This window comes from Chelatococcus sambhunathii (genome assembly GCF_001418005.1).
Classification (GTDB): Bacteria; Pseudomonadota; Alphaproteobacteria; order Rhizobiales; family Beijerinckiaceae; genus Chelatococcus_A; species Chelatococcus_A sambhunathii.
This window is the reverse complement of record NZ_LIOL01000004.1, coordinates 1-24,537: the sequence shown is the minus strand read 5'-3', so window position 1 is coordinate 24,537 and position 24,537 is coordinate 1. Positions and strand designations below refer to the sequence as shown.

The window sequence follows — 24,537 nt, the reverse complement described above, 5'->3', positions numbered from 1 at the left end:
GGCTTGTGCCGACCGTCCACGCCCTGGACGTTGCGGGGCTATCAAGGCGTGGGTGCCCGCGACGAGCGCGGGCATGACGAGAGAGGAATGTCGTTCTCCGAAGCCGTTAGCAAAGAACAAAGAGGCCCAAGGAGCCGCCGATGCCGGATGCCACCCTGATGCCGACGCTCTTCCTGTCGCACGGCGCGCCCAACCTCGTGCTGCACAACACCGAGGCGCACCGTTTCCTCAAGGCCTTCGGCGCCGCGTTGCCGCGCCCGCGCGCCATCCTGGTCGCCACGGCGCATTTCATGACGTCCGCTCCTACCCTGACGGCCGATGCCCGGCCCGAGACGATCTACGACTTCGGCAATTTCGAGCCGGAACTGTTCCGGATGACCTATCCCGCGCCGGGCGACCCCGCGCTCGCGGCGCGGGCCGCGGCGCTCCTTGGCGAGGCGGGGCTCGCAGCCGGCACCGTCGCGGGCAGGGGCTTCGATCACGGCACCTGGGTGCCGCTCACGCTGCTCTATCCCGCGGCCGACATTCCGGTCGTGCAATTGTCCGTCCAGCCGCGCTCCGGGCCGGCCCATCACCTCGCCCTGGGCCGCGCGCTCGCGCCGCTGCGCCGGGAGGGCGTGCTCGTCGTCGGTTCCGGGGCGCTGACGCACAACCTGCACGAGCTGTTCGGGCGCGGCTACGCGCTCGATGCACCGGCGCCCGACTGGGTCTCGGCCTTCGGCGAATGGATGCGCGCGGCGATCGAGGAGGGGCGCACCGACGATCTCCTCGACTATCGCCGCAAGGCCCCCTTCGGCCTCGAGAACCACCCGACGGAAGAACATCTCCTGCCGCTCTTCGTCGCCATGGGCGCTGCCGGCGAGGCGCGTGGCGAGCGCGTGCACGCGAGCGCGCAGTATGGCGTCCTCATGATGGACGCCTACCGGTTTGGCTGAAGGCCGCGCCGGAGGGCCTGCCCCGCCGTGTACCGCGCATCCCTGTTGCGCCTTGCCGCCGTTGCCGGGCAGGCGCGGCCGCGCTAAATCGAAGGCATGACGACACCCATCGATCGCTTCCGTCTCGCGCTCGCCCAATTGAACCCAATCATGGGCGACATCGCGGCCAATCTCGCCATGGCGCGCAAGGCGCGTGCCGAGGCCGCCGCCATGGGGGCGGATGTGGTGATGTTCACCGAGCTGTTCCTTGCCGGCTATCCGGCGGAGGATCTCGTGCTCCGTCCTGCCTTCCAGGACGCCTGCAGACGGGCCTGCGAGGATCTTGCCCGCGACACCGCCGACGGCGGCCCCGCCGTCCTCGTTGGCCTGCCGTGGAACGAGGACGGCAAGGTCTACAACGCCTATGCCGCGCTCGATGCCGGCGCCGTCGCCGCCGTGCGCTTCAAGGTGGACCTGCCCAACTACGGCGTCTTCGACGAGAAGCGCGTCTTCGCCGCCGGGCCCCTGCCGGGGCCTGTCAGCCTGCGTGGCCTGCGCCTCGGCCTGCCGATCTGCGAGGATATCTGGGGTGAGGAGGTGGTCGAGTGCCTCGCCGAGACTGGTAGCGAGATCCTGCTCGTGCCCAACGGCTCGCCCTACTGGCACGACAAGATGCTGGAGCGTTACAACATCGCGGCCGCCCGCGTCACCGAGACGGGCCTGCCGATGGCATACCTCAACCAGGTCGGCGGCCAGGACGAACTCGTCTTCGACGGCGCCTCCTTTATCCTCAACGGCGATGCGAGCCTCGCCGGCCAGTTCAGGGCCTTTGCCGAGACCGTCGCGCTCACCGAGTGGCGCCGCGAGCCGAGAGGCTGGCGCTGCGTCGCGGCTCCCCGCGAGCTGGTGGAGGAGGGCGAGCAGGCGGACTATGCCGCCTGCGTACTCGGCCTGCGCGACTATGTGGAGAAGAGCGGCTTTCCTGGTGTCGTCCTCGGCCTGTCGGGCGGCATCGATTCCGCGCTCTGCGCCGCGATGGCCGTCGATGCACTCGGCTCGGAGCGCGTCCACTGCATCATGCTGCCCTACCGCTACACTTCGAGCGAGAGCCTCAATGACGCCGCAGCCTGCGCGAAGGCGCTCAACGTGCGCTACGACATCCTGCCCATCGCCAGCGCGGTGGAGGGGCTGGAGGCGGCCCTCGCACCGCTCTTCGCTGGCACGCCGCGCGGCGTGACCGAGGAGAACCTGCAGAGCCGGGCCCGCGGCACCATGCTCATGTCCGTCTCCAACAAGTTCGGCGCCATGGTCGTGACGACGGGCAACAAGTCGGAAATGTCGACTGGTTATGCCACGCTCTACGGGGACATGAACGGCGGCTTCAACCCGATCAAGGACCTCTACAAGACCGAGGTCTATCGCCTCTCCGCCCTGCGCAACGGCTGGAAGCCGTCTGGCGCCCTGGGGCCGGACGGCGAGGTCGTGCCGGCCAACATCCTCGTCAAGGCGCCGACGGCGGAATTGCGCGAGGGGCAGAAGGACCAGGACTCGCTGCCGCCCTACGACATCCTCGACGATATTCTGGTCGGGCTCGTCGAGGAGGAGCGGCGCGTCGCCGAGATCGTCGCGCGCGGACATGACGAGGCGACGGTGAAGAAGGTGGAGCGCCTGCTCTATCTCGCCGAATACAAGCGTCGGCAATCGGCCCCGGGCGTCAAGGTGACGCGTCGCAACTTCGGTCGCGACCGGCGCTATCCGATCGTCAATCACTTCCGCGACACCGGCGCGCCGGCGCACGTGCCGGAAGCGGGCATGGACCGGGCAAGGGGCGCAGCCCGTGCCGACGCCGTCGATTTTTAAGGGGCAGGGACGGTCCGCGCCGGCAGCATCATGGCCTCGGATCGTCATGGCCGGGCTTGTCATCGCAAGTCGGGCTCGCCCGACTTGCGAGATCCTAAAGGAGACGCAACGCGCCTGCGCGTTGCTGTTGCCATCCACGCTTCCCACGTCGCGCATCGTGTCAAGGCGTGGATGCCCGCGACGAGCGCGGGCATGACGGTGGGGACAGTTACGCAAATGGAACGTGAAGAGCGTGGTACAACCTCCCCGTTCGTCATGGCCGGGCTCGTCCCGGCCATCCACGCCTTTCCGCCTTGCGCAACGTCAGGGCGTGGATGCCCGCGACGAGCGCGGGCATGACGATGGCGAAGTCCAATATTTGATATAAGCCACTTGTCCTGCCGTTCGCTTCGAGCATTGCGGCGGCAAGCCTATAAGGTCCATCTGATGCCCGCTCCCGTCGTCCGCTTCGCCCCGTCGCCCACCGGCCGCCTGCATATCGGCAACGCGCGCACGGCGCTGCTCAACTATCTCCTGGCGCGGCGGGAGGGGGGGCGTTTCGTCCTGCGCCTTGACGATACCGATCTCGCGCGCTCGACGCGGGAATTTGCCGACGGCATTGTCGAGGACCTCGCCTGGCTCGGCATTGTGCCGGACGTCACCGTGCGCCAGTCGGAGCGCACGGCGCTCTACGATGCGGCGGTGGACAGGCTCATCGCCGCGGGCCGCCTCTACCCCTGCTACGAGACGCCGGAAGAGCTCGAGCGCCGCCGCAAGCGCCAGCTCGGCCGTGGCCTGCCGCCGGTCTACGACCGGGCCGCGCTGAAGCTGACGGCGGAGGACAAGGCGAAGCTGGAGGCCGAGGGGCGGCGGCCGCACTGGCGTTTCCTGCTCGAACACCGCGTCGTCCACTGGAACGACCTCGTGCGCGGCGACAGTCACGTCGACTGTGCCTCCCTCTCCGACCCCGTGCTGCGGCGCGAGGACGGCACCTATCTCTACACTTTGCCGTCCGTCGTCGACGATCTCGACCTCGGCATCACGCATGTGGTGCGTGGCGAGGACCATGTGACCAACACCGCGGTGCAGATCGAGATCATCGAGGCGCTGGGCGGCACGGTGCCGGCCTTCGGCCACCACAACCTGCTCACCACGGCGAGCGGCGAAGGGCTGTCGAAGCGTCTCGGCCATCTCTCGCTCAAGGGTCTGCGGGATGGCGGTCTCGAGCCGATGGCTGTTGCGAGCCTTGCCGTGCTCGTCGGCTCGGCGGAGTCTGTCAGGCCCGTCGCCTCTCTCGACGAACTCGCCGGTCTTGCCGATCTCGGCCGCCTGTCGCATGCGCCGGCCAAGTTCGACGAGGCCGAGCTCGACGGCCTCAATGCCAGGCTGCTGCACGCGATGCCCTACGATGAGGCCCGGCCGCGTCTGGCGGCGCTCGGGGTCGGTGGCGGCGCCGCCTTCTGGGAAGCGGTGCGCGGCAACCTCGTGCGCCTGGCGGATGTGGCGACGTGGTGGGAGGTGGTCGCCGGCGAGATCGCGCCCGTCGTGACGGACGCGGCGCTCGTCGCCAAGGCGCGCGCCCTTCTGCCGGACGAGCCGTGGGACGGGGCGACCTGGAAGGGCTGGACGGATCAGGTGAAGGCCGAGACCGGTGCCCGGGGCAGGGCACTCTTCATGCCGCTCAGGCAGGCGCTCACCGGCCTCGACCACGGGCCGGAACTCGCGGCGCTGCTGCCGCTCATCGGCCGGGACAAGGCGGCCGCGCGGCTCGAGGGCCGCACGGCCTGACGAAGGCTCCTGTCGGGCCCGGACCCCGATCGGATTGCATCTCGTCGCGATGGGCTTCAGGCGGGCAGCCGGCGGTCGTAATCCTGCTGCAGGCGCTGCCAGCTGTCCCAGAACGGTGTGGGTTCCGTGCCCGAAGCGCGGGCGACCAGAATGTCGAGATGCATGTGCCAGCCGGCGCTGACCTTGAGCAGGCTCGAGCGGTCGGGCAGCCGGCGGTGGGTGACGGTGAGCAGCACCGCCTCGCCTTGCGGCTCGAGTTCGAAGGTGACATCGCCGCTACCGTTCCAGGTGAAGGATAGTCGGCGGGGCGGATCGACCTCCGTGAGGCGGCTCTGCATCCGGTGCTCTTCCGAATAGCCGGATGGCCGCTGGCCCGGCGGATCCGTCAGCTCATCGTTGCGCCAGACGAACTCGAAGGGCGCGCCGACCCTCATTTCCATGTCTCCGGCCGCGAGCCAGCGGCGCCTGAGGTCGCTCTCCGTGAGATAGGCCCAGATGCGTTCCACTGGGCCCGGCAGAAGACGCTGGATCTTGAGCGTGGCCGGTTCGGTCAGCATGCCATAGGCGTCGAGGGTGGCTTGCTCGGTCATTGTTCCTCTCCTTCGGGGGTGGGGGAGCGGCCGGCGTCCTCCGCGCGCAGGAGCATCTCGAGCACATCGAGACGTCCTGTCCAGAAGCGCTCGTAGAAGCTCAGCCAGTGATGGGCGCTGGCGAGCGGCCCGGGATCGAGGCGGCACACATGCGTGCGGCCCCTGATCTCGCGCCGGATGAGCCCGGCATTCTCCAGCGCCTTGATATGTTTCGAGGCCGCTGCGAGCGAGATGGCGAAAGGCTCGGCGAGCTGGCCGACCGTGCGTTCGCCGCCGGCAAGCGCGTGCAGCATGTGCCGGCGCGTAGCATCGCCGAGAGCGTGGAAGACGGTGTCGAGTTGGGGTGCGTTTAATTCAACCATAGGGTTGAATATAGGGTACGCAGATTAACTGTCAACCGACAGGTTGAATGACCTCGCGTGGCGGTCGAGCCGCTGGAGCATGCCTGCCCCCTTGTTGGTATGTGTGCCTTGAAAAGTCGCGCAAGTTCAAAGGCGTGGATGGCCGGGACGAGCCCGGCCAAGACGCTCCGGCCAAGACGCTCCGGCCAAGACGCTCCGGCCGAGACGCTCCCGGCGCAACACCCCCGCCGTCATGGCCGCGCTCGTCGCGGCCATCCACGACTGCCCGCCCAAGCGCCAGCGTTGCGGCGTGGATGCCCGCGACGAGCGCGGGCATGACGGGGGAGCCGGTGGGAAGACAACGGCAATGCCGTACATTCGGTCCCGCCGCCCGAAAGCTGGCGGCATCCTCTCACGCATGCGGACAGCGCCCTTCAAGAACGGCGCAGGAGGTCACCCGGTCGGCAGAATAGGGCACGTGACCTTCGGTGCCGCCGGGGAGCGGCACATGCGGCTCCACGAGCGCGCAGGCCTTGGAAGAGGCGCGCCCGCCTTTCCACCGTCATGGCCGCGCTCGTCGCGGCCATCCACGACTGCCCGCCCAAGCGCCGGCGTTTGCGACGTGGATGCCCGCGACGAGCGCGAGCATGACGGACTGCCCCAAGACCGGACTGCCCCAAGACCGGACTGCGCCAAGACCGGGCATGCCCCAAGATCTGACATGCCCCAAGGGCAGGGGCAGGGCAGGCAGTCCTACCTGTTCGGCACCGGCCCTTCGACCTTTGGCACGGCGACGACGTTCGGGGCAACGATGCGCACGCGGGTGCGCACGCCGTCGGGGCGGGTGACGTCCTGCGTGGGACCCTCGTGCTGATCCACCGTCGGCCCGGTGTCCTCGATGGCGCCGGCATCGATGCCCGACGATTCGCTCGAGCCCGTGGGCAGGGCGCTCGCCGATTCGCCCGCTTCTTCTTCCGCATCCGCCGGCTTCTTGGCCTCTTGCGTGCGGCTGCGCTGCGGCGCCTCCTGCTTGGGCCGCGACAGTTCCTCGGCCTTCTCGGCCGTGACGATGATGTCGCCCTTGCGGCCCTCGATCATTTGCTCGGCCCGCTGCAGCACCTCGGCCCAAGTCTCGTTCTGGCTCTTGCAGCTGCAGGCCGGGTCGAAGGTCTTCTTGTAGCGGCCGGCGTTGGGCATCGCCGTGTAGGGCTGGCCGGACCAACTCGCGGCCTGCTCGATGGCGCCGCCCTGCGGCATGAAATAGAGATCGGTCGCGGCGCCGGGACACAGCGCCTGGCACATGCTGCGTCCACCCTCGCGCCCGCCGGGGCTCGCTCCGAGCGGGAAAAAATAACCGTCGCAGGTGCGCACGCAGACGGCGCGCGAGCCACCGAAGCGCTGAGCCTCGTCGAGGGGTACCTCGGTCATCTCGGGCACCGGCTCATCCGGGGGCAGGCCGCCACCGAAGAGGCTTTCGAAGAAGCCGCGCGGGCGCCCACCCGGCTGACACTCGCGGGCGATCATCCCTTGCAGGTGTCGGCGACGCTGCTCGACGCCCGGCCCGCCGCCGAGACGGTCGGCGGTGGCCAGCAGCTGCTCGAGATTGTTCTCCATCTGTCTGATGCGGCCGGCCAGGCCGTTGCACTCGGGCGGCGGCGCATCGCCGAAGAACAGGAAGCGGCCCCGGCTGCAGCCGAGCTGGTCGAAATAGGCGCGCGTGCGGTCGAGTTCCTGCCGCTGGCGCCGAGCCGCCGTCTCGTACTGGCGCGCACGAGGGTCTGGCCCCGCCTGCAGGGAGGCGAGTTCGGCCCGGTAGCGGTCGCAGACCGGCGATTGCGCGAGTGCGGAGGTGGCGGCGACGACGAAGACGACGGTCGCAACAGCGAACTTCAGTGAGCGAGCAACCATCGATCCTTCTCGGGGCGGCGGGACAGCGGACGTGGAACCGGCGAATTAGGACAACGAGACATCGACCAAAGTGTGTCGCGGCGCCGTCTGGAGCCATGCGGACGGCGGCGGGCACTCGTCAATGGCTTAGCCGAGCGCGTCTCACTGATCAATCGCCGGCGGCTCTTCGTGCAGGGCGGCGCAGCGCTGCATGAGGTGCTCGATGACGCGGCCGAAGGCGGCGAGGTCCTCCTGCGGGACGCCGTCGGTCAGCCGCTCCGCGAAGCCGAGCGCGATCGGCACGATGGCAGCATAGGTTTCCCGGCCCTCGCGCGACAGTGAGACGAAGGCCTCGCGCCGGTCCTCCTCGTTGGAGCGCCGGTCGATGAGCCCGCGCTCGTCCAGCGCGCTGATGGCGCGTGACACCTTCGTCTTGTGCATGCGGCTGTGGCGACCGATGTCGCGCGCCGTCATCTCGTCATACTCGCCGAGCGTGGCGATGACGCGCCACTCGGGGATGCCGAGCCCGAAGGTTTCCGCATAGCTCTCGGCCAGCGCCTCGGCCACCAGCTGGGCCACGACGTTGAGCCGGTAGGGCAGGAAGGTGGAGAGCGCGAGCCTGACCTGCCTCGCAGGCGAGGCGGTGGCCGCCGGATCCGTCGAAATCGCTTTCATGTGCTACAGGTCGTTGCCTCTTGCCGGTCGCCCGTCCGTTGGTCACGCGCGCAGCATACAGCGTTCGTCCGCTGCCTCTTTGCGCAGCCCGAAAGATCTGAGGATTTGATCGAATACCCGAGATGGCGGGCGCTGCAAAGCTCGGCAAGGCGTGCAGCACGAGAGACACGGCGCGCACGGCGCCGAACCGGGTTAAGCTGTGCATCCGCAAGAAGCCGCGTCGGCGACGGTTCTCGCCGGGGAGGAAACGAAGCAGATGAAACTCGCCTCGCTCAAGCACGGCCGCGACGGCCGCCTCGTCGTCGTCTCGAAGGATCTCACCCGCGCCACCGATGCCTTTTTCATCGCTCCGACCCTGCAGGCGGCGCTCGACGACTGGGAGCGCGCCGCGCCGCCCCTCGCGGATCTCGCCGAGCAGCTCGAGCACGGCTCGGTGCCCGCCTTCCGCTTCCACGAGCATGATTGCGCGGCGCCGCTGCCGCGCGCCTTCCAGTGGGCGGACGGCTCGGCCTATGTCAATCACGTCGCACTGGTGCGTCAGGCGCGCGGTGCCGAGATGCCGGCGTCGTTCTGGGAAGACCCGCTGATGTACCAGGGTGGCTCCGATGCACTTCTTGGCCCGCGCGAGGCTATCGTGGTGGCTGACGAGGCTTCGGGCATCGACTTCGAGGCGGAGGTCGCCGTTGTCACGGGCGACGTGCCGATGGGCAGCAATGCGGCGGCGGCGCGCGGGCTCATCCGGCTCGTCATGCTCGTCAACGACGTCTCCCTGCGCGCCCTCGTGCCCGGGGAACTCGCCAAGGGCTTCGGCTTCTTCCAGTCGAAGCCCTCGTCCGCCTTCTCGCCGGTGGCCGTGACGCCGGACGAACTCGGCCCGGCGTGGGACGGCGGGCGGCTGCATCTTGCCCTGTCCTCCTACGTCAACGGCAAGGCCTTCGGCTGCCCGAACGCCGGCGAGGACATGACCTTCGATTTTCCGACGCTGATCGCCCATGCCGCAAGGACGCGGCGCCTCGGTGCCGGCACCATCATCGGCTCCGGCACGGTGTCGAACCGGGACCGCGACGGCGGGCCGGGGCGCCCTGTCGCGGACGGCGGGCGCGGCTATTCCTGCATCGCCGAGCAGCGCATGGTGGAAACGATCCTCCGCGGCGAGCCGCATACGCCCTTCCTGCGCTTCGGCGATACCGTCCGCATCGAGATGCGCGATGCCGCCGGCCATTCCATCTTCGGAGCGATCGAGCAGCAGGTCCGCGCGCCGGATTGATCGCTCGGGCGCTGTGCAACGCAGGCTCCGGGACAGTTACTGTCGGTTGCATCGGCTAAAGCGCGCGAGACTGGCGGCGGACGAACTCCGCCGGTCCCGCCGACGGTGCGCGCAAATCCGCAACCGCGATCAAGCCCGGTGCGCTAGAGCGTCCATGCACCGGCATCCTGCCGACCCATAAGCGAGGAGACGACATGCTGAGCCACGTCACGCTGGGAACGTCCGATATCGAACGCGCCAAGGGCTTCTACGACACCGTGCTCGCGGTGCTCGGCATCGCATGCCAGTTCGACGAGCGCGCGCACGGCTGGCTCGGCTATGCTGCCGGCCCGGAAAGCCTCCCGCAGTTCTGGATCGGCCGGCCGATCGACGGTCGCGTGCCCACCGTCGGCAACGGCGTCACGGTTGCTTTCGCCGCGTCCTCGCGGGTCATGGTGGACGCGTTCCACCGCACGGCTCTCGGGGCGGGCGCGAGCGACGAAGGAGCACCCGGTCTCCGGCCTCACTATCACCCGGACTACTACGGGGCTTACATCCGCGATCTCGACGGCCACAAGATCTGCTGCGTCTGCCACGCACCCGCCTGAGGCGGGACGAGCCTCAGGCGCGGCTGGACGGGGAAGGCGGTCGGTAGCGGCCGCGTCACCGTCAGTTGCGGGCCGGCGGAGCGCTGGTGCGGCACGAGTGCGAGGCCGGCGGCTGCAATGACGCTGGCGGCCAGGCAGAGAATCCATTCTGCCCGTGCAACACGCCGCGGCGATACGATCTCGAACGTTCCCGTCATGCATGGCTCCTTGGCTGCTTGAGGGTCATTCTGCCTGTCTCCCGTCCGCAGGGCTAGCGTCGTAGAGGAATAAAATCAAACAAAATCAATAGTTTAGATTTTTTCCGATGTGATTCTGCGATGGCGTCGGCAGAGGCTGGTGCGGGGCGGATGCGCTGCCCATATGATCCTGCAGTTCTGCAGGAGGGCATGCATGGCGTTTCGTCGGTTTCTCATGGCAGCCGCGGCGGGAGCGGCGGTGATCGTCGCGGCCGCGGTGCCGGCGCGGGCGGACGGCCCCGACCTCATCTTCAAGAAATCGACCGTGTGGAAGATGCTGACGCCGGACGACAAGCTCGCCGTCTATGGCATCGACGACCCCGTGGCCGATGGCGTTGCCTGCCACTACACCTTGCCCGAGCGCGGCGGCGTCAAGGGCATGTTCGGGGTCGCCGAGGAGGTGTCGGACATCTCCCTGTCGTGCCGGCAGGTGGGCCCGATCAGCTTCAAGGGCAAGTTCGAGCAGGGCGAGGTCGTCTTCAGCGAGCGCCGCTCGCTCGTGTTCAAGCGCATGCAGATCGTTCGCGGCTGCGACGTCAAGCGCAACGTGCTCGTCTATCTCGTCTATTCCGACAGGATCATCGAGGGTTCGCCGAAGAACTCCACCTCGAGCGTACCCATCATGCCCTGGGGCGACAGCGAGGCGCCGCGCTGCGCCGACTGGCTGAAGAGCTGACGCTGGCCCGGCTTGCCAGGATCGCAGGCGTCCCGCTCAGGGCGCGACCGAGCAGGTGATGGAGACGGACGGCGCGCCCCGGCGGCTCGTCACGGCCACCTCTTCCTTCAGCGAACCGGTTGCCTCCCGGCGGTCGACCACACCGAAATGCGTCGCGCGGGCGTAGCCCTGGGCCGTGCACCAGGCCTGCGCCACGCCGGCCGCGCAATCGTCGCCCGTGGCGAGGCATTCTGCGACGCCGTAGCCGTCGCTCGCCGGGATGATGAACGTCGCCTCGTCCGCCGGCTGTGCCGTCACGGCGGCGGGCAGGAGGAGGGCGAGCGCGATGAGGTGGGCGGCAAGACCGGTCAGGACGAAGGCGCGGCGCATGGGGACGTGTCTGTTGTCGGCGACGGTGGGTTGGGACGAGGCCCGAAGGCACTCTCCATGATGAAGCTGAACAAAGCCTGAAAGTTCCGTGGGGCGAGGTGCGCCGCCGCACAGCGGAGTGCGGGCCGCGCATTCACGGCGGAGGTCTCTTGACGGATTCTCGCCGAAAAGGCAAACATCACGGCCATGACGACGGCCACCGCGATCATTCGCCCGATCATTATTTGCAGCTAGCGTTTCCGCTGGCTGGAGCCGTCCTGTTCTCTCGCAAAGATCGGATTGCCCTCCCTGCCGGCGGCTAGGAGATCATTATCCATGTCTCAAGAGACGTTGCGGCTCCACAACACGCTGACGCGCACCAAGGAAGACTTCCGCCCCATCGATCCGGCGAACGTGCGCATGTATGTGTGCGGTCCGACGGTCTACGACTATGCCCATATCGGCAACGCACGGCCCGTCATCGTCTTCGACGTGCTGTTCCGCCTGCTGCGGCACATTTATGGGGAAAACCACGTCACCTACGTCCGCAACATCACGGACGTGGACGACAAGATCAACGCCCGCGCCGCCCGCGACTATCCGGACCTGCCGCTCAACGAGGCCATCGCGAAGGTCACGGAGAAGACCGAGGCGCAGTTCCACGCCGACATCGCCGCCTTCGGCGTCCTTCCGCCGAGCGCGGAGCCGCGCGCTACGGGCCACATCGAGGAGATGAAGGCCATCATCGAGCGGCTCGTCGCCCGCGGCGTCGCCTATGTGGCCGAGGACCACGTGCTCTTCTCCCCGGGCGCCATGGACGCGCGCGGCAAGGCGCCGAAATACGGCACGCTCGCCCGCCGCTCGCTCGACGAGATGCTGGCGGGCGCGCGCGTCGACGTCGCGCCGTACAAGCGCGACCCGATGGATTTCGTCCTGTGGAAGCCCTCGAAGGAGGGCGAGCCGGGGTGGGAGAGCCCCTGCGGCATCGCGGCGAAGGGCCGGCCGGGCTGGCACATCGAGTGCTCGGCCATGGCCATGGCGAAGCTTCTCGAGCCCTTCGGCGGCGGCCTCGCCTGCGAAGACCCGATGAAGAACGTCTTCGACATCCACGGCGGCGGCATCGATCTCGTCTTCCCGCACCATGAGAACGAGATCGCCCAGAGCTGCTGCGCCTTCGACACCGGCCGCATGGCCAACTTCTGGCTGCACAACGGCTTCCTCATGGTCGAAGGCGAGAAGATGTCGAAGTCGCTCGGCAACTTCGTCACGATCAACGAGTTGCTCGCGACAGATAGCTTCGGCGGCCGCTCCTGGCCGGGTGAGGTGCTGCGCCTCGCCATGCTGCGCACGCACTACCGCCAGCCGATCGACTGGACGGTAAAGGCGCTGGAGGAGGCGGAGAAGACGCTGCGCGGGTGGGCCAACGTTCTTGAGTTGAATCAGACGGCATTCACTCACGACTATGCGCCTGCGCCTGAAGTGATCGACGCTTTGTGCGACGATCTCAATACGCCGCAGGTGATTGCTGACTTGCATGGTCTTGCCGCGGATGCACGGAAGGGCGATTTCAGTGCGGCCTGCGTCCTTCACGGTTCGCTGTCATTGCTAGGTTTTGACGTCGGCAAGTTGCTGTCTTCCCATGGCGAAGCTGCAGTTCGAGCGGCTGCGGCCGAATTGGTGGCGACCCCGGAAATCAAGGCCCTGATGGACGCTCGCCTCGTTGCAAGGAGAGCCAAGAATTGGGCCGAGTCAGACCGTCTCCGCGATGAACTGGCGAAGATGGGCTTCGCCGCCAAGGACGGGAAAGATCCTGCGACCGGAGAGCCGATCACAGAATGGAAGATCATCCGATGAGCGCCCAGGCGCTGCCCGCTCCCGCGCTCCGGCCCTTCCTGCCGGCCGACGTGCCGGAGCTCGCCTTGATCTTCCGCGCCAGTATCGAGGAACTGGCGGGCGAGGATTACAGCGAGGCGCAGCAGGAAGCGTGGATGATGCTCGCCGACGACGAGGCGGCCTTCGGCACCATGCTCGCCGGCATGCTGACCATCGTCGCCACCATCGGCGGCATGCCGGTGGGCTTCGCTGCACTCAAGGGCGCCGATCACATCGACATGATCTACGTGCATCCCGAATTCGCCCGCCAGGGTGTCGGCAACGCCCTGTGCGACGCGCTGGAGAAGCTCGCCGGCGCCCGCGCGGTGAAGCGCCTGACGACGGATGCGAGCGATGCGGCGCGGCCTTTCTTCGAACGGCGCGGCTATCTCGCGCAGCACCGCAACACGGTCATGCGCGGCGAGGAATGGCTCGGCAGCACCCGCATGGAAAAAGCCCTGCCGGCGGCAGGGGAAGGACCAGCCTCATGACAACGCGAGAGCGCGTCTATCTCTACGACACCACCCTGCGCGACGGCGCCCAGACCACGGGCGTCGACTTCTCGCTGGAGGACAAGCGCCTCATCGCGGGCCTGCTCGACAAGCTGGGCATCGACTATGTGGAAGGCGGCTATCCCGGCGCCAACCCGCTCGATACCGAGTTCTTCGCGGCGAGGCGCACGGAACGCGCGAAGTTCGCCGCCTTCGGCATGACGAAGCGCGCCGGCCGCTCCGTCGCCAACGATCCGGGCGTGGCGGCGCTGCTGGAGGCGAAGGCCGACACTATCTGTTTCGTCGCCAAGTCCTGGGACTACCAGGTCACCGTGGCGCTGGAGACGAGCCTCGAGGAGAACCTCGCCGGCATCCGCGAGAGCGTCGCCGCGGCGAGGGCCGCCGGGCGCGAGGTGATGCTCGACTGCGAGCATTTCTTCGACGGCTACAAGGCCAACCGCGACTATGCGCTCGCCTGCGCCAAGGCGGCCTATGAGGCCGGCGCGCGCTGGGTGGTGCTGTGCGACACCAACGGCGGCACCTTGCCGGAGGAAGTCGCTGCCATCGTCGCCGATGTGGCGCGCCACGTGCCGGGCGACCATCTCGGCATCCACGCCCACGACGACACGGGCTGCGCCGTCGCCAATTCGCTCGCCGCGGTGAACGCCGGGGTGCGGCAGGTGCAGGGCACGCTCAACGGTCTCGGCGAGCGCTGCGGCAACGCCAATCTCATCAGCCTCATCCCGACGCTGAAGCTGAAGGCGGGCTTCGCCGACCGCTTCGAGATCGGCGTCGACGAGGAGGCTTTGGCAGGTATCACCCAGCTCTCGCGCGCGCTCGACGAGATCCTCAACCGCGCGCCGAACCGCCACGCGCCCTATGTCGGCGCGAGCGCCTTCGCCACCAAGGCTGGTATCCACGCCTCGGCCGTGCTGAAGGATCCGCGCACCTACGAGCACGTGGCGCCGGAGAGCGTCGGCAACGCCAGGCAGGTGCTCGTCTCCGATCAGGCCGGCCGGTCCAACCTGCTTGCCGGTCTGGAGCGCGTCGGGCTCCATGTCGACCGTGCCGACCCGCGCATCTCCCGCCTGCTCGAGGCGGTGAAGGAGAAGGAGGCCCAAGGCTATGCCTACGAAGGGGCGGACGCATCCTTCTTCCTGCTCGCCAAGCGCGTGCTCGGCGAGGTGCCGGAGTTCTTCATGGTGGAGCGCTTCAGCGTCAACGTGGAGCGACGCTACAATGCCATCGGCGAACTCGTCACCGTGGCCGAGGCCATCGTCAAGGTGAAGGTGGGCGACGAGATCCTCATTTCCGCCGCCGAGGGCAATGGCCCCGTCAACGCCCTCGACCTCGCCCTGCGCAAGGACCTCGGGAAGTACCAGCGCTTCATCGAGGGCCTGGAACTTGTCGACTACAAGGTGCGCATCTTCCAGGGCGGCTCGGACGCCGTGACGCGCGTGCTCATCGAATCCGGCGACGAGACCGGCGAACGCTGGTGCACCGTCGGCGTCTCGGCCAACATCATCGATGCCTCTTTCCAGGCCCTGACGGATTCGGTCGTCTACAAGCTCGTCAGGAGCGGCGCGGGGAGGGAGTGAGGGCACGCCCCACCGTCATGCCAGCGCTTGTCGCGGGCATCCGTGCCTCTGGAACCTTGATGCTGTCAGTGATTTGGGTGGCCATGACGAGCCCGGCCATGACGCGTGGAGCGGCTCCTCAGAACCGCTCGCCGAGCGGCATCTTGGCTTCCCGCTCCTCGTCGCTGACGCGGGCAGCCGCTTGCTCGATCATCGGTATCACGTCGCCCACCTTCTCGGCGACGAGATAGGACACTTCGAAGCCGGGGCGGATGAAGCCTTCGTTGCGCATGTGGGCGAACAGCTGCAGCAGCGGGCGCCAGAAGTCCCGCGTGTTGAGCAGCAGGACCGGCTTGCGATGCTGGCCGAGCTGGGCCCAGGTGAGCTGTTCGACGAGTTCCTCCAGCGTGCCGATGCCGCCCGGCATGGCGACGAAGGCGTCCGCCCGCTCGTACATCATGCGCTTGCGCGTATGCATGTCGGGGACGACGATCGTCTCCTGCGCGTCCGTCAGCATCACCTCGCGCTTCTTGAGGAATTCGGGAATGATGCCTGTCACGCGCCCGCCTGCATCCAGGACGGCGCGCGCCACGGTGCCCATGAGGCCGATGTTGCCGCCGCCGTAGACGAGGCCGATGCCCTTCTCGGCCATGGCTGCGCCGAGTGTTTTTGCCGCAGCCGCATGGGCAGGCTCGTCCCCGGCCGCCGAACCGCAGTAGACGCAAATGGATCGAATCTTGCTCATGACCTAGGGGTTTGCTTGTCCCGGCGCTTCCGGTCAAGTCACGAAGCGTGAGATGTTCCGGAACGGCACAGGCAAGGTTGATGTGGCAAGCACTGTCGCCGGAGAGCGCAAACGTGCCGCCGGCTCAGAAGGATATGGCGAGCGCATGTCAACGCCGCTAGCTTGGGCAATCGGATAATCGGGGGTTCGTCGCATATGGTCCTGTCCCGCAACTCGCAAGTTGCCATTGCGGTCGCAGGGGTGATCGCCCTGGGACTCATCGTCTATCTTTTCGGTATTCCGCGAGAGGCCGGGCAGCGGGCGCAGCGTGATTTGCCCGTCGTCGCAACCGATGTACCCGGCCGGGGCGCGCCCGCTGCACCGACGACGACCGGCGACAGGCCTTCCGGCGATGAGCCCAAGGACGACACGGCCAACGGCGAGGCGACCAGGGGTGGTGCGGTCCAGAACCCGGAGGCGGGCAAGGCGCAGCAGCATGCCGAAGCGCAGCCGGCAGCGCCGCAGGCGCCGGCAGCCTCGCAGCCCGTCGTGCCATCCTTCGATATCGTCCGCGTCGAGCCGAGCGGCGAGGCCGTCATCGCCGGCCGCGCCGCGCCCAACGGCAAGGTCGAGCTCCTGCGCAACGGCGAGCCCTTCGCCGAGGCGTCGACCGATGCAGCGGGCCAGTTCGCCATGACACCGCCGGCCCTGCCGGCCGGCACCTTCGAACTGACCCTGCGTCTGACCGATGCCGAGGGGCGCACGCAGCACTCCGGCCAGTCGGTGACGGTGGTCGTCGCCGACGACAAGAAGCAGCAGCCCATGGTGGCCCTCGCCACCCCGAACGCACCGACGCAGGTGCTGTCGCGCCCCGAGACGACCGTCGCTCAGGCACCTTCGGTCGCGCCGCAGAACGCTCAGCAGGGCGTTCAGGAAACGCCGCCCGCCCGGCCTGCCGGGGACGGAGCCGACCAGGTTCAGCCGCCCGCAGGCGCGGCGCCTGCGGCGCCCGGCACCGGTACTCCCGCGACGGCGGATTCGCCAGCGGCAGGGCAGGCGACCGAGCGGGTCGGCGTCGCCATCGATGCGGTCGATGTGGAAGGCGGGGGCAGGCTCTTCGTGTCAGGCCGCGGGGCTCCTGGCGCCACGGTGCGGCTCTATCTCAACGACAGCTATCTGGCGGCGGGCGACGTACCGGCCGACGGGCGCCTGTCCTTCTCCGTCGAGCGCGGCGTGGCGCCGGGCGACTACCGCGTGCGCCTCGATGATGTGGATCCCGGAACCGGAGCCGTGCTGTCGCGCGCCGAGGTGCCCTTCACCATGCCGGGGCCGGAAGCGGCCGTGGCTGTTTCCACCGCCCCGGCCGCACAGGGAGCGGCGGCGCCGACCGGGCCGGCCTCGCCGGAAGTATCGAGCGTCCCGGCCGGGCAGGGGGAGGTCGCGCCAGCCGAAGCGGCCCGGCCCGCCGGAGGCGAGGCAGTCGTCGTGGTGCCCGAGGTGCGCACCGCGGTTGTCTCCCGCGGCGACAGCCTCTGGCGGATTAGCCGGCGCATCTATGGCCACGGCATCCGCTACACGGTGATATACGACGCCAATCAGGAGCAGATCCGCAATCCCGACCTGATCTATCCCGGCCAGGTTTTCGTGCTGCCCAACGGCGACGCCCGACGGTGAGCGGTGGTGCGGCCCTTCGAGCGCAAACGCCGCGGCGCGCTGCAGCACCCTGTCATCGGCAGGGTGCACAAACGGCCAGCCGGGCCTATATGAGGGACGCGTTCTGTCTGGAATCTTTCTGAATGGCTGACCAAGCAACCGGCCTCGCCGCGCCGGAAACGGCCGCGCAGGGGCCTGCCGCAGCGTCGCACCGGCCGGGTATCGCAGGCACCATGGTGCGGCTGTGGCCCTATCTGTGGCCGCACGACCGGGCGGACCTGCGCCTGCGCATCTACATCGCCTTCGCCCTCCTTCTGGCGGCGAAGATCGTCACCGTCCTGATGCCCTACAGCTTCAAATGGGCGACGGACGCGCTGACCGGCGAACTCGGGGGTGCCGGCGCGCAGACCACGGCGCCACTCTGGGCCGGGGCCGTGACACTCACGGTGCTCTACGGCCTCACCCGCATGCTCATGGCCGCGCTCACGCAATTGCGCGACGGCGTTTTTGCCTCGGTGGCCATGAATGCCGTGCGGCGCCTGGCACTCAAGACGTTCGAGCACATGCACCAGCTCTCCCTGCGCTTCCATCTGGAGCGCAAGACAGGCGGGCTGACGCGCGTCCTCGAGCGCGGCCGTACCGGCATCGAGGAACTGGTGCGCCTTGCGGTGCTGCAGCTCGTGCCCACGATCATCGAATTCGTGCTGGTGATGGCCGTCCTCTGGCTGCAGTTCGACTGGCGCTACGCCGCCGTGGTCTTCGTCATGGTCATCGTCTATCTCGCCTTCACCTATCAGGCGACGGAGTGGCGCATCGGCATCCGCCGGCGCATGAACGAATCGGACACCGATGCCAATACCAAGGCCGTGGATTCGCTGCTCAACTACGAAACGGTGAAGTATTTCGGCGCGGAGGAGCGCGAAATCCGCCGTTACGACCGCTCGGTCGAGCGTTACGAGCGCGCCAGCATCGAGACCTATACCTCGCTTGCCGTGCTCAACGCTGGCCAAGCCGTCATCTTCACGCTCGGCCTGACGGCAGCCATGGTGATGGCGGTGTTCGACGTGCGCGCGGGCCGCACGACGGTCGGCGGCTTCGTCATGGTCAACGCCATGCTGATCCAGCTCTACATTCCGCTCAACTTCATGGGCATGCTCTATCGCGAGATCAAGCAGGCACTCATCGACATCGACGACATGTTCTCGATCCTCGCCCGCCACCCGGAGGTGAGCGACAGGCCCGGTGCCAAGCCACTCGCCGTCGGCGAAGGCACAGTGCGCTTCGAGGACGTGCGCTTCTCCTACGTGCCGGAGCGGGAGATCCTCAAGGGCATCTCCTTCGAGGTCCCGGCGGGGCGCACGGTCGCCATCGTCGGCCCCTCGGGCGCCGGCAAGTCGACCATCTCGCGCCTGCTGTTCCGCTTCTACGAGCCGAGCGGCGGCCGTATTCTGATCGACGGGCAGGACATTGCCGCCGTGCAGCAGGCCAGCTTGCGCGAGAAGATCGGCATGGTCCCGCAGGACACGGTGCTGTTCAACGACACCATCGGCTATAACATCCGCTACGGCCGCTGGGAGGCGGATGAGGACGAGGTCGCAGAGGCCGCGCGCCTCGCGCAGATCGACACCTTCATCCGATCGTTGCCGGAGGGCTACGACACGCCCGTCGGTGAGCGCGGCCTCAAGCTCTCGGGAGGCGAGAAACAGCGGGTGGCGATCGCCCGCACCATCCTGAAGGGCCCGCCCATCCTGGTGCTCGACGAGGCGACCTCGGCCCTCGACAGTTTCACCGAGAAGGAGATCCAGGACGCGCTGGACCGGGTGTCGCGCGGCCGAACGACGCTGGTGATCGCCCACCGCCTTTCCACCGTGGTCGGCGCCGACGAGATCATCGTGCTCGACAAGGGCGTGATCGCCGAACGTGGCACCCATGACGGGCTGCTGGCGGCAGGCGGCCTCTACGCCGCCATGTGGAACCGCCAGCGCGAGGCCGACGAGGCCCGCGAGAAGCTCAAGCGTGCCGCCGAGGAGGAGGGCGAAAGCCTGCGCCTGAGCCTGACGGCGGGTTGACGGGCGGTCCAAGGCCTGCCATCCCACTGCGCCACGCGGATCCCGTGCAGGGCGCGGGTTGCGAGCAGCGTCGCTGTCGCGACGGCGCGCCCCTGCTGGGTTTGCGTTTTCATGACGGAACCGGCTTCCACCGGCCGGATGACGACTTCCGCCAAGGGGACAGGGTCCGGGTCCCGGCGGCACAGTGCCGATGCGAGAGCAAGAGATGTCCATCTACGAATCGATCCGCAAGACGCTGACGCCGATCCATAAGGAGGGCTATCCCTTCATCGCCATCGCCGCGGTGGCCTCGCTCGTCCTCGGGCACCTGTGGGCGCCCTTCGGCTGGATCGGCCTCATCATCACGCTCTGGATCTGCTATTTCTTCCGCGATCCCGAGCGTGTGACGCCGACGCGTGACGGCCTTGTCATCGCTCCGGCGGACGGGCGCGTCAGCGGCATCGCCACGGTGGTGCCGCCGCCGGAGCTCGCGTTGAGCGAGGAGCCGCACACGCGCGTCTCCATCTTCATGAACGTCTTCGACTGCCATGTGAACCGCGCCCCGGTGCCCGGCCGCATCGCGCGCATCGTCTACACGCCCGGCCTGTTCATCAACGCCGAACTCGACAAGGCGAGCGAGAACAACGAGCGCAATGGCCTCGTCATCGAGTCCGGCCCCCATCGCATCGGCGTGGTGCAGATCGCCGGGCTCGTCGCCCGGCGCATCGTCAGCTTCGTGCACGAGGGCGACACGCTCGTCGCGGGCGAGCGCTTCGGCCTCATCCGGTTCGGCTCGCGCGTCGATGTCTATCTGCCGGCGGGCATCCAGCCGCTCGTCGGACTAGGCCAGCTCACCATCGCCGGCGAGACAGTGATCGCCGACCTCAGGTCCGAGGAGGGGCCGCGCGCCTTCCGCAGCGCCTGAGGTTGTGCCGGTGGCGCCTTTGCCCGAGAATGACCCGCGATGACTGATCTTTTCCCGCCCTTCGCGCCGGATCCGGAGGAGGCGCGCCGCCGGCGCTTCACGCCGATTCCGCTGCGCGTGCTGGTGCCGAACGTCATCACCCTGCTCGCGCTCTGCCTCGGTCTCACCGCTATCCGCCTCGCCATCGAGGAGCGGCTCGAGCCGGCGATGATCGCCATCGTCATCGCTGCCATCCTTGACGGTATCGACGGGCGTGTGGCGCGTCTGCTCAAGGGCACCTCGCGCTTCGGCGCCGAGCTCGATTCGCTGTCGGACTTCGTCAATTTCGGCGTGGCGCCGGCGCTCATCCTCTACAGTTTCGTGCTGCACGAGCTCAGGTCGATCGGCTGGATCGCGGCGCTCGTCTTTGCCATCGCGGCGGCCCTGCGCCTTGCGCGTTTCAACGTCATGATCGACGACCCGGCTCGGCCGGACTGGCAGAAGAATTACTTTGTCGGCATGGCGGCGCCGGCGGGGGCCATCTGTGCCCTTCTCCCGATCTATCTCTACATGCTCGGCCTGCCGGTCGACGGAATCGCTGCCCCTTTCGTCGCCGCCTATCTCGTCGGCATCGCCTTCCTCATGGTGAGCCGCATCCCGACCTATGCCGGCAAGACGCTGGGCAGCCGCGTGCCGCGCGAGAAGGTGCTGCCGCTCTTTGCGATCGTCGTTCTCTTCGCGGCGCTGCTCGTCAGCTTCACCTTCCAGGTTCTCGCCATCGGCGTGATCGTCTATCTCGCGCTCATCCCGGTGGGCGTCATGCGCTACCGCCGCATGGCGCGCGCGGACGCTGCCCGCTCGAAGGGCGATGAAGCCGCCGCCGCGCCGGGGGAGACCGCTGGCGAGGCACCGCGCCGCGGGCCGGCGGGCGCGTGAAATCCATCCAATGGCCCAGTTCACAAGACTTCACCTTTCGATTAGTTTCCGCGCCGTTTCGCTGTCAGAGCTGGTCAGAGCATGTCGAAAGAAGAGCTGCTCGAGTTTCCTGGGGTCGTCACCGAATTGCTTCCCAACGCGATGTTTCGTGTGAAGCTGGAGAACGATCACGAAATCATCGCCCATACGGCGGGCAAGATGCGCAAGAACCGCATCCGTGTCCTTGCCGGTGACCGTGTCCTCGTCGAGATGACACCCTATGATCTGACCAAAGGGCGCATCACCTACCGCTTCAAGTGATGCAGACGCGCCGCGCGCGGCCGACCCTACGTTCGATGCGGAGAGAGGTTTGTCCTTGAAGCCCAACCCGGCCGGCGGCTGGCGCCCCAGGCTCATACTGGCATCTGGCTCGCCCCGGCGGCTCGCGCTCCTGCAGCAGGCGGGGCTCGAGCCCGATGCCGTCCTGCCGGCCGATCTCGACGAGACGCCCCGGCGGGGCGAGAAGCCGCGCGATCATGCCCGCCGCCTCGCGCGCGAGAAGGCGGAAGCTGCGCTCGCCGTGGCGCGCGGGCGCGAGGAGCTGGCCGAGGCCTTCCTCGTCTCCGCCGACACGGTGGTTTCCGTCGGCCGGCGCATCCTGCCCAAGGCGGAGGTGGTGGACGAGGCGGCACAGTGCCTGCGCCTGCTCTCCGGCCGCGTGCACCGCGTCCACACCGGGATCTGCGTCGCGACGCCCGCCGGCAAGCTGCGCGAGCGGGTGGTGGAGACGCGCGTGCGCTTCAAGAACCTGTCGCGCGACGAGCTCGAGAGCTATCTCGCCTCCGGCGAATGGCGCGGCAAGGCCGGCGGCTACGCCATCCAGGGCCTGGCCGGCTGCTTTGTCGTCAAGCTCGTCGGCTCCTACACGGCCGTGGTGGGCTTGCCGCTGCAGGAGACGGTCGCCATCCTGGAGGGCGAGGGTTATCCCGTGCGCCTCAGCTGGCTCAATGCCGTGTGACGGGACGTCGATGCCTCAGGGAGTTCGGACCATCAAGGATTTCGCGACGAAGCCGGCCAACGACGAGGCAAGGGCCCCGGCGTGTCCCATCTGCGGCAAGCCGCGTGTCGAGCGCTGGCGCCCCTTCTGTTCCTCGCGCTGCGCCGATGTGGACCTCAACCGCTGGCTGAGCGGCAGCTACGCCATCCCCGCCGCCGAGGACGACGACCTGCCCGACGACGGCGGGGCGGGCGAGGGCGATCGGCGCCGCACCGGCGAGGACTGACCGCGACCGGCGACGACCGTCCTTTCAGTCTTGTCCGGGTCCTCTCGTCATGGCCGGGCCTGTCCCGGCCATCCACGCCTTGGAGCATGTCGCGGGCTTCCACAGGACGTGGGTGCCTGGATAAGCGCCGGGCGTGACGGCATCGACGGCGCCGTTCTCCCATGGGGATCAACCTGCCTGTGGAACTCCGCATCACCCGGCTGGACAGGCGCCGCCGCACTCTCTATAAGCGCATCGTCCGCAGCGGCGCCGCAAGGCGCGGCGAGCGTGGGCCCAGATAGCTCAGTTGGTAGAGCATGCGACTGAAAATCGCAGTGTCGCTGGTTCGATTCCAGCTCTGGGCACCATTTCCCCCAATCATGTTAGAAATTGCTGCGGCGCTCCAACATTGGAGTGGGTGTAGGGGAATAACGCCCGTCCGCAGTTTACGTAGATACTGCGCTAATGGGGCAAACTGTTAATCGTCAGATCGACACCGATCAGCTCCATTAATGCGTGCATCGCTGATTGTTCCTCGCCCCGAAAAACGAGAACCTTGTCGAGCCGGTTCATGGCACGGCCAAGAACACGGGATGATAACGCCGTCGGCCGTTGGCTCTCCACAATCGACACGACTCGAAGGGGGATTTGCGCCTGGTATTTAGCTTCCAGACGTAAGACCTGAGCCTCGGTCAGGCGCATGTCGTTCGTTCCAAAAAAAACGGCTATTGGCGTAACGCCATGCCGTTCTACGACGGCATCTGCAACAATATCAGGTAGATGGTCGCTAACAATTTTGTCGAACGCTAGATGGGCTTTTCCCTCAAGCGCAATTTCCATCGCTCGACGTACGTCGTCTTTGAATGTGTTCGCGACGGATTTTGGATGAAGCAGGAGGAAATCCTGCAGCCGAAGCCGTAGACTGACGAAACGCATTGCAGCTTCCGGCAGCGCCTCTTCGTCAAATGGGCCGCTTATTAGTTCCGCGTCGGACTCGTTAAAGGAAAACCCGTATTCCGCGAGGAGTTCCGATAACGCACTTGCTCGGGTGCTCCCATCGAACGAAATCCCTTGTGCCTCCAGGAATGGAATCGTCGTTCCATCGTCAGATATCCAAAAGCCATCATTCGCGCTTGTAACATAGAAGCCGATGCGATCCCCATCCGAGAGGCTAAATTCGGTGCCGACGGCAATCACGCCGCCAGCGAGATGCCGCGTGGTGATCGTGCCGCAAAGGGCTTTTTGAAGAACGTCGACCGGATTCACAGCAGACCTCCAACGGTCTTGGACGCCACTTTGAAGAAACCATACGCCAGAGACAAGGCATCTTGCTCGGTGAACGCGCCCCGCCGACGATAGTGCCGGTTCGGCAGGCGCTGCATACCCCCGTAGCTCTGACGACCGATCGGGGGTAGCGTTTCTGGATCGCAGCAGACATGAACGTGAAGCCCGGGGTGAGTGCCGTGATCCTCAAGGCGGATCAAGACCAAGATATCGTCATTTAGGTGCTGTTCGGCCAGCCAAGCACCAAAGTTCTCCCGATCCGCTCGGAAGAAGGTCAGAAGCAAGAATTTGCGCTCGCCCGTCTCAAGTCCATCAACGCGCCAACGGAAGGCCGGTCCGAGCTTTATTGCATTCTGACCTGACCCCCTGTTTTTCCTCCACTTGCGAGTAGAGTCCGGCCCAGCAGAGGGACGGATTGGATGAAGCGGAAGCGGTTTTCGGACGAGCAGATCATTGGCATTTTGAAGGAGGCCGATGCGGGGGCGGTGGTGCTGGATCTGTGCCGCAAGCACGGGATGTCGAGCGCGACTTTCTATGCGTGGAAGGCCAAGTATGGCGGGCTGGAGCTGAGCGAGGCGAAACGTCTGCGCGCGCTCGAGGACGAGAATGCCAGGCTGAAGCGGCTGCTGGCGGATGCGATGCTCGACAATGCGGGGTTG

The 24,537-nt window shown here is 67.3% G+C and carries 25 protein-coding genes and 1 tRNA gene; 18 read left to right on the top strand and 8 right to left on the bottom strand.

Annotated elements, in window-relative coordinates:
* Window positions 1–140: 140 nt before the first annotated feature.
* From ASC46_RS09145 to gltX, 3 genes are all read left to right on the top strand, one after another.
* Complete coding sequence (locus tag ASC46_RS09145; protein WP_210165987.1) at window positions 141–935, top strand: DODA-type extradiol aromatic ring-opening family dioxygenase; 795 nt, start codon at window positions 141–143, stop codon at window positions 933–935.
* Between the two features lie 96 nt (window positions 936–1,031).
* Window positions 1,032–2,774 carry an NAD+ synthase gene (locus tag ASC46_RS09140; protein WP_055459011.1) on the top strand — a complete coding sequence of 581 codons (1,743 nt, stop codon included), beginning with the start codon at window positions 1,032–1,034 and terminating at the stop codon, window positions 2,772–2,774.
* 426 nt (window positions 2,775–3,200) lie between these two features.
* Window positions 3,201–4,541 (top strand): glutamate--tRNA ligase, encoded by a 1,341-nt coding sequence (gene gltX, locus ASC46_RS09135; RefSeq protein WP_055459010.1) that lies wholly within the window; start codon window positions 3,201–3,203, stop codon window positions 4,539–4,541.
* Between the two features lie 56 nt (window positions 4,542–4,597).
* Here gltX and ASC46_RS09130 read toward each other — a convergent pair whose 3' ends face one another.
* The 4 genes from ASC46_RS09130 to ASC46_RS09115 all read right to left on the bottom strand — a co-directional run bounded on the left by ASC46_RS09130 (window position 4,598) and on the right by ASC46_RS09115 (window position 8,034).
* Window positions 4,598–5,131: an SRPBCC family protein gene (locus ASC46_RS09130; protein ID WP_055459009.1), complete on the bottom strand. Its 534-nt coding sequence runs from the start codon at window positions 5,129–5,131 to the stop codon at window positions 4,598–4,600.
* Entirely contained in the window at window positions 5,128–5,493 is a 366-nt protein-coding gene (locus tag ASC46_RS09125) for an ArsR/SmtB family transcription factor (protein WP_055459008.1), read from the bottom strand. Before ASC46_RS09125 ends, ASC46_RS09130 begins: the two co-directional genes overlap by 4 nt.
* A 732-nt stretch (window positions 5,494–6,225) precedes the next feature.
* Complete coding sequence (locus ASC46_RS09120; RefSeq protein ID WP_055459007.1) at window positions 6,226–7,380, bottom strand: DUF2865 domain-containing protein; 1,155 nt, start codon at window positions 7,378–7,380, stop codon at window positions 6,226–6,228.
* Window positions 7,381–7,521: 141 nt separating this feature from the next.
* Window positions 7,522–8,034, bottom strand: a complete 513-nt coding sequence (locus tag ASC46_RS09115; RefSeq protein WP_055459006.1) for a MarR family winged helix-turn-helix transcriptional regulator — start codon at window positions 8,032–8,034, stop codon at window positions 7,522–7,524.
* 256 nt (window positions 8,035–8,290) lie between these two features.
* On the opposite strand from ASC46_RS09115, the gene ASC46_RS09110 reads away from it, so the two are divergent.
* From ASC46_RS09110 to ASC46_RS09100, 3 genes are all read left to right on the top strand, one after another.
* Window positions 8,291–9,301: a fumarylacetoacetate hydrolase family protein gene (locus ASC46_RS09110; protein WP_055459005.1), complete on the top strand. Its 1,011-nt coding sequence runs from the start codon at window positions 8,291–8,293 to the stop codon at window positions 9,299–9,301.
* 194 nt (window positions 9,302–9,495) lie between these two features.
* The gene (locus ASC46_RS09105; protein ID WP_055459004.1) at window positions 9,496–9,888 is read left to right on the top strand and encodes a VOC family protein; all 393 of its coding nucleotides are present in this window, start codon (window positions 9,496–9,498) and stop codon (window positions 9,886–9,888) included.
* Window positions 9,889–10,278: 390 nt separating this feature from the next.
* Window positions 10,279–10,800, top strand: a complete 522-nt coding sequence (locus tag ASC46_RS09100) for a CreA family protein (protein ID WP_055459003.1) — start codon at window positions 10,279–10,281, stop codon at window positions 10,798–10,800.
* Window positions 10,801–10,836: 36 nt separating this feature from the next.
* On the opposite strand, the gene ASC46_RS09095 is transcribed toward ASC46_RS09100, so the two are convergent.
* Complete coding sequence (locus ASC46_RS09095; RefSeq protein WP_055459002.1) at window positions 10,837–11,169, bottom strand: hypothetical protein; 333 nt, start codon at window positions 11,167–11,169, stop codon at window positions 10,837–10,839.
* Between the two features lie 315 nt (window positions 11,170–11,484).
* On the opposite strand from ASC46_RS09095, the gene cysS reads away from it, so the two are divergent.
* Genes cysS through cimA form a run of 3 tightly spaced genes read left to right on the top strand, consistent with a single transcriptional unit; the run spans window position 11,485 to window position 15,109 of the window.
* On the top strand, window positions 11,485–13,002 hold the full coding sequence (cysS, locus tag ASC46_RS09090) for a cysteine--tRNA ligase (protein WP_055459001.1): 1,518 nt from the start codon (window positions 11,485–11,487) through the stop codon (window positions 13,000–13,002).
* Window positions 12,984–13,511, top strand: a complete 528-nt coding sequence (locus tag ASC46_RS09085; RefSeq protein ID WP_245280512.1) for a GNAT family N-acetyltransferase — start codon at window positions 12,984–12,986, stop codon at window positions 13,509–13,511. The genes cysS and ASC46_RS09085 overlap by 19 nt, the downstream gene beginning before the upstream one ends.
* Window positions 13,508–15,109: a citramalate synthase gene (gene cimA / locus ASC46_RS09080; RefSeq protein WP_055458999.1), complete on the top strand. Its 1,602-nt coding sequence runs from the start codon at window positions 13,508–13,510 to the stop codon at window positions 15,107–15,109. The genes ASC46_RS09085 and cimA overlap by 4 nt, the downstream gene beginning before the upstream one ends.
* Window positions 15,110–15,227: 118 nt before the next feature.
* On the opposite strand, the gene ASC46_RS09075 is transcribed toward cimA, so the two are convergent.
* Complete coding sequence (locus tag ASC46_RS09075) at window positions 15,228–15,833, bottom strand: LOG family protein (RefSeq protein WP_055458998.1); 606 nt, start codon at window positions 15,831–15,833, stop codon at window positions 15,228–15,230.
* 195 nt (window positions 15,834–16,028) lie between these two features.
* Here ASC46_RS09075 and ASC46_RS09070 point away from each other — a divergent pair, with 195 nt between their 5' ends.
* The 8 genes from ASC46_RS09070 to ASC46_RS09035 all read left to right on the top strand — a co-directional run bounded on the left by ASC46_RS09070 (window position 16,029) and on the right by ASC46_RS09035 (window position 22,962).
* Entirely contained in the window at window positions 16,029–17,486 is a 1,458-nt protein-coding gene (locus tag ASC46_RS09070; protein WP_055458997.1) for a LysM peptidoglycan-binding domain-containing protein, read from the top strand.
* Between the two features lie 122 nt (window positions 17,487–17,608).
* On the top strand, window positions 17,609–19,534 hold the full coding sequence (locus ASC46_RS09065; RefSeq protein ID WP_055458996.1) for an ABCB family ABC transporter ATP-binding protein/permease: 1,926 nt from the start codon (window positions 17,609–17,611) through the stop codon (window positions 19,532–19,534).
* A 190-nt stretch (window positions 19,535–19,724) separates the two neighbouring features.
* A complete protein-coding gene (locus ASC46_RS09060) occupies window positions 19,725–20,438 on the top strand; it encodes a phosphatidylserine decarboxylase (protein ID WP_280949161.1) in 714 nt (237 codons plus the stop codon).
* Window positions 20,439–20,477: 39 nt separating this feature from the next.
* The gene (gene pssA / locus ASC46_RS09055) at window positions 20,478–21,353 is read left to right on the top strand and encodes a CDP-diacylglycerol--serine O-phosphatidyltransferase (protein WP_055458994.1); all 876 of its coding nucleotides are present in this window, start codon (window positions 20,478–20,480) and stop codon (window positions 21,351–21,353) included.
* Window positions 21,354–21,434: 81 nt separating this feature from the next.
* A complete protein-coding gene (gene infA, locus ASC46_RS09050; protein WP_026014757.1) occupies window positions 21,435–21,653 on the top strand; it encodes a translation initiation factor IF-1 in 219 nt (72 codons plus the stop codon).
* A gap of 55 nt (window positions 21,654–21,708) precedes the next feature.
* Window positions 21,709–22,350, top strand: coding sequence for a Maf-like protein (locus ASC46_RS09045; RefSeq protein WP_186438055.1), 642 nt, complete (start codon window positions 21,709–21,711; stop codon window positions 22,348–22,350).
* Between the two features lie 10 nt (window positions 22,351–22,360).
* Window positions 22,361–22,615: a DNA gyrase inhibitor YacG gene (gene yacG / locus ASC46_RS09040; protein WP_245280511.1), complete on the top strand. Its 255-nt coding sequence runs from the start codon at window positions 22,361–22,363 to the stop codon at window positions 22,613–22,615.
* A gap of 271 nt (window positions 22,616–22,886) precedes the next feature.
* Window positions 22,887–22,962, top strand: a tRNA-Phe gene (locus ASC46_RS09035).
* A gap of 94 nt (window positions 22,963–23,056) precedes the next feature.
* Here ASC46_RS09035 and ASC46_RS20820 read toward each other — a convergent pair.
* Both ASC46_RS20820 and ASC46_RS21220 read right to left on the bottom strand, forming a co-directional pair.
* The gene (locus ASC46_RS20820) at window positions 23,057–23,860 is read right to left on the bottom strand and encodes a DUF1828 domain-containing protein (protein WP_157672327.1); all 804 of its coding nucleotides are present in this window, start codon (window positions 23,858–23,860) and stop codon (window positions 23,057–23,059) included.
* Window positions 23,857–24,162, bottom strand: a complete 306-nt coding sequence (locus ASC46_RS21220; protein WP_157672326.1) for a hypothetical protein — start codon at window positions 24,160–24,162, stop codon at window positions 23,857–23,859. Before ASC46_RS21220 ends, ASC46_RS20820 begins: the two co-directional genes overlap by 4 nt.
* 135 nt (window positions 24,163–24,297) lie before the next feature.
* Between ASC46_RS21220 and ASC46_RS09025 the strand changes: the two genes are divergently transcribed.
* Window positions 24,298–24,537 (top strand): transposase (locus ASC46_RS09025; RefSeq protein WP_055459358.1); only part of this gene is annotated, 240 nt, incomplete at its 3' end.

Coding starts and splice junctions, on each gene's coding strand:
- ASC46_RS09105 (WP_055459004.1), top strand. CDS start 9,496: ATGCTGAGCCACGTCACGCTGGGAACGTCCGATATCGAACGCGCCAAG.
- ASC46_RS09130 (WP_055459009.1), bottom strand. CDS start 5,131: ATGACCGAGCAAGCCACCCTCGACGCCTATGGCATGCTGACCGAACCG.
- ASC46_RS09110 (WP_055459005.1), top strand. CDS start 8,291: ATGAAACTCGCCTCGCTCAAGCACGGCCGCGACGGCCGCCTCGTCGTC.
- ASC46_RS09125 (WP_055459008.1), bottom strand. CDS start 5,493: ATGGTTGAATTAAACGCACCCCAACTCGACACCGTCTTCCACGCTCTC.
- ASC46_RS09060 (WP_280949161.1), top strand. CDS start 19,725: ATGCGAGAGCAAGAGATGTCCATCTACGAATCGATCCGCAAGACGCTG.
- gltX (WP_055459010.1), top strand. CDS start 3,201: ATGCCCGCTCCCGTCGTCCGCTTCGCCCCGTCGCCCACCGGCCGCCTG.
- ASC46_RS09075 (WP_055458998.1), bottom strand. CDS start 15,833: ATGAGCAAGATTCGATCCATTTGCGTCTACTGCGGTTCGGCGGCCGGG.
- ASC46_RS09095 (WP_055459002.1), bottom strand. CDS start 11,169: ATGCGCCGCGCCTTCGTCCTGACCGGTCTTGCCGCCCACCTCATCGCG.
- ASC46_RS09140 (WP_055459011.1), top strand. CDS start 1,032: ATGACGACACCCATCGATCGCTTCCGTCTCGCGCTCGCCCAATTGAAC.
- infA (WP_026014757.1), top strand. CDS start 21,435: ATGTCGAAAGAAGAGCTGCTCGAGTTTCCTGGGGTCGTCACCGAATTG.
- ASC46_RS09115 (WP_055459006.1), bottom strand. CDS start 8,034: ATGAAAGCGATTTCGACGGATCCGGCGGCCACCGCCTCGCCTGCGAGG.
- ASC46_RS09145 (WP_210165987.1), top strand. CDS start 141: ATGCCGGATGCCACCCTGATGCCGACGCTCTTCCTGTCGCACGGCGCG.
- ASC46_RS09120 (WP_055459007.1), bottom strand. CDS start 7,380: ATGGTTGCTCGCTCACTGAAGTTCGCTGTTGCGACCGTCGTCTTCGTC.
- cimA (WP_055458999.1), top strand. CDS start 13,508: ATGACAACGCGAGAGCGCGTCTATCTCTACGACACCACCCTGCGCGAC.
- ASC46_RS09100 (WP_055459003.1), top strand. CDS start 10,279: ATGGCGTTTCGTCGGTTTCTCATGGCAGCCGCGGCGGGAGCGGCGGTG.
- cysS (WP_055459001.1), top strand. CDS start 11,485: ATGTCTCAAGAGACGTTGCGGCTCCACAACACGCTGACGCGCACCAAG.
- pssA (WP_055458994.1), top strand. CDS start 20,478: ATGACTGATCTTTTCCCGCCCTTCGCGCCGGATCCGGAGGAGGCGCGC.
- ASC46_RS09065 (WP_055458996.1), top strand. CDS start 17,609: ATGGCTGACCAAGCAACCGGCCTCGCCGCGCCGGAAACGGCCGCGCAG.
- ASC46_RS09085 (WP_245280512.1), top strand. CDS start 12,984: ATGGAAGATCATCCGATGAGCGCCCAGGCGCTGCCCGCTCCCGCGCTC.
- ASC46_RS09070 (WP_055458997.1), top strand. CDS start 16,029: ATGGTCCTGTCCCGCAACTCGCAAGTTGCCATTGCGGTCGCAGGGGTG.
- yacG (WP_245280511.1), top strand. CDS start 22,361: ATGCCTCAGGGAGTTCGGACCATCAAGGATTTCGCGACGAAGCCGGCC.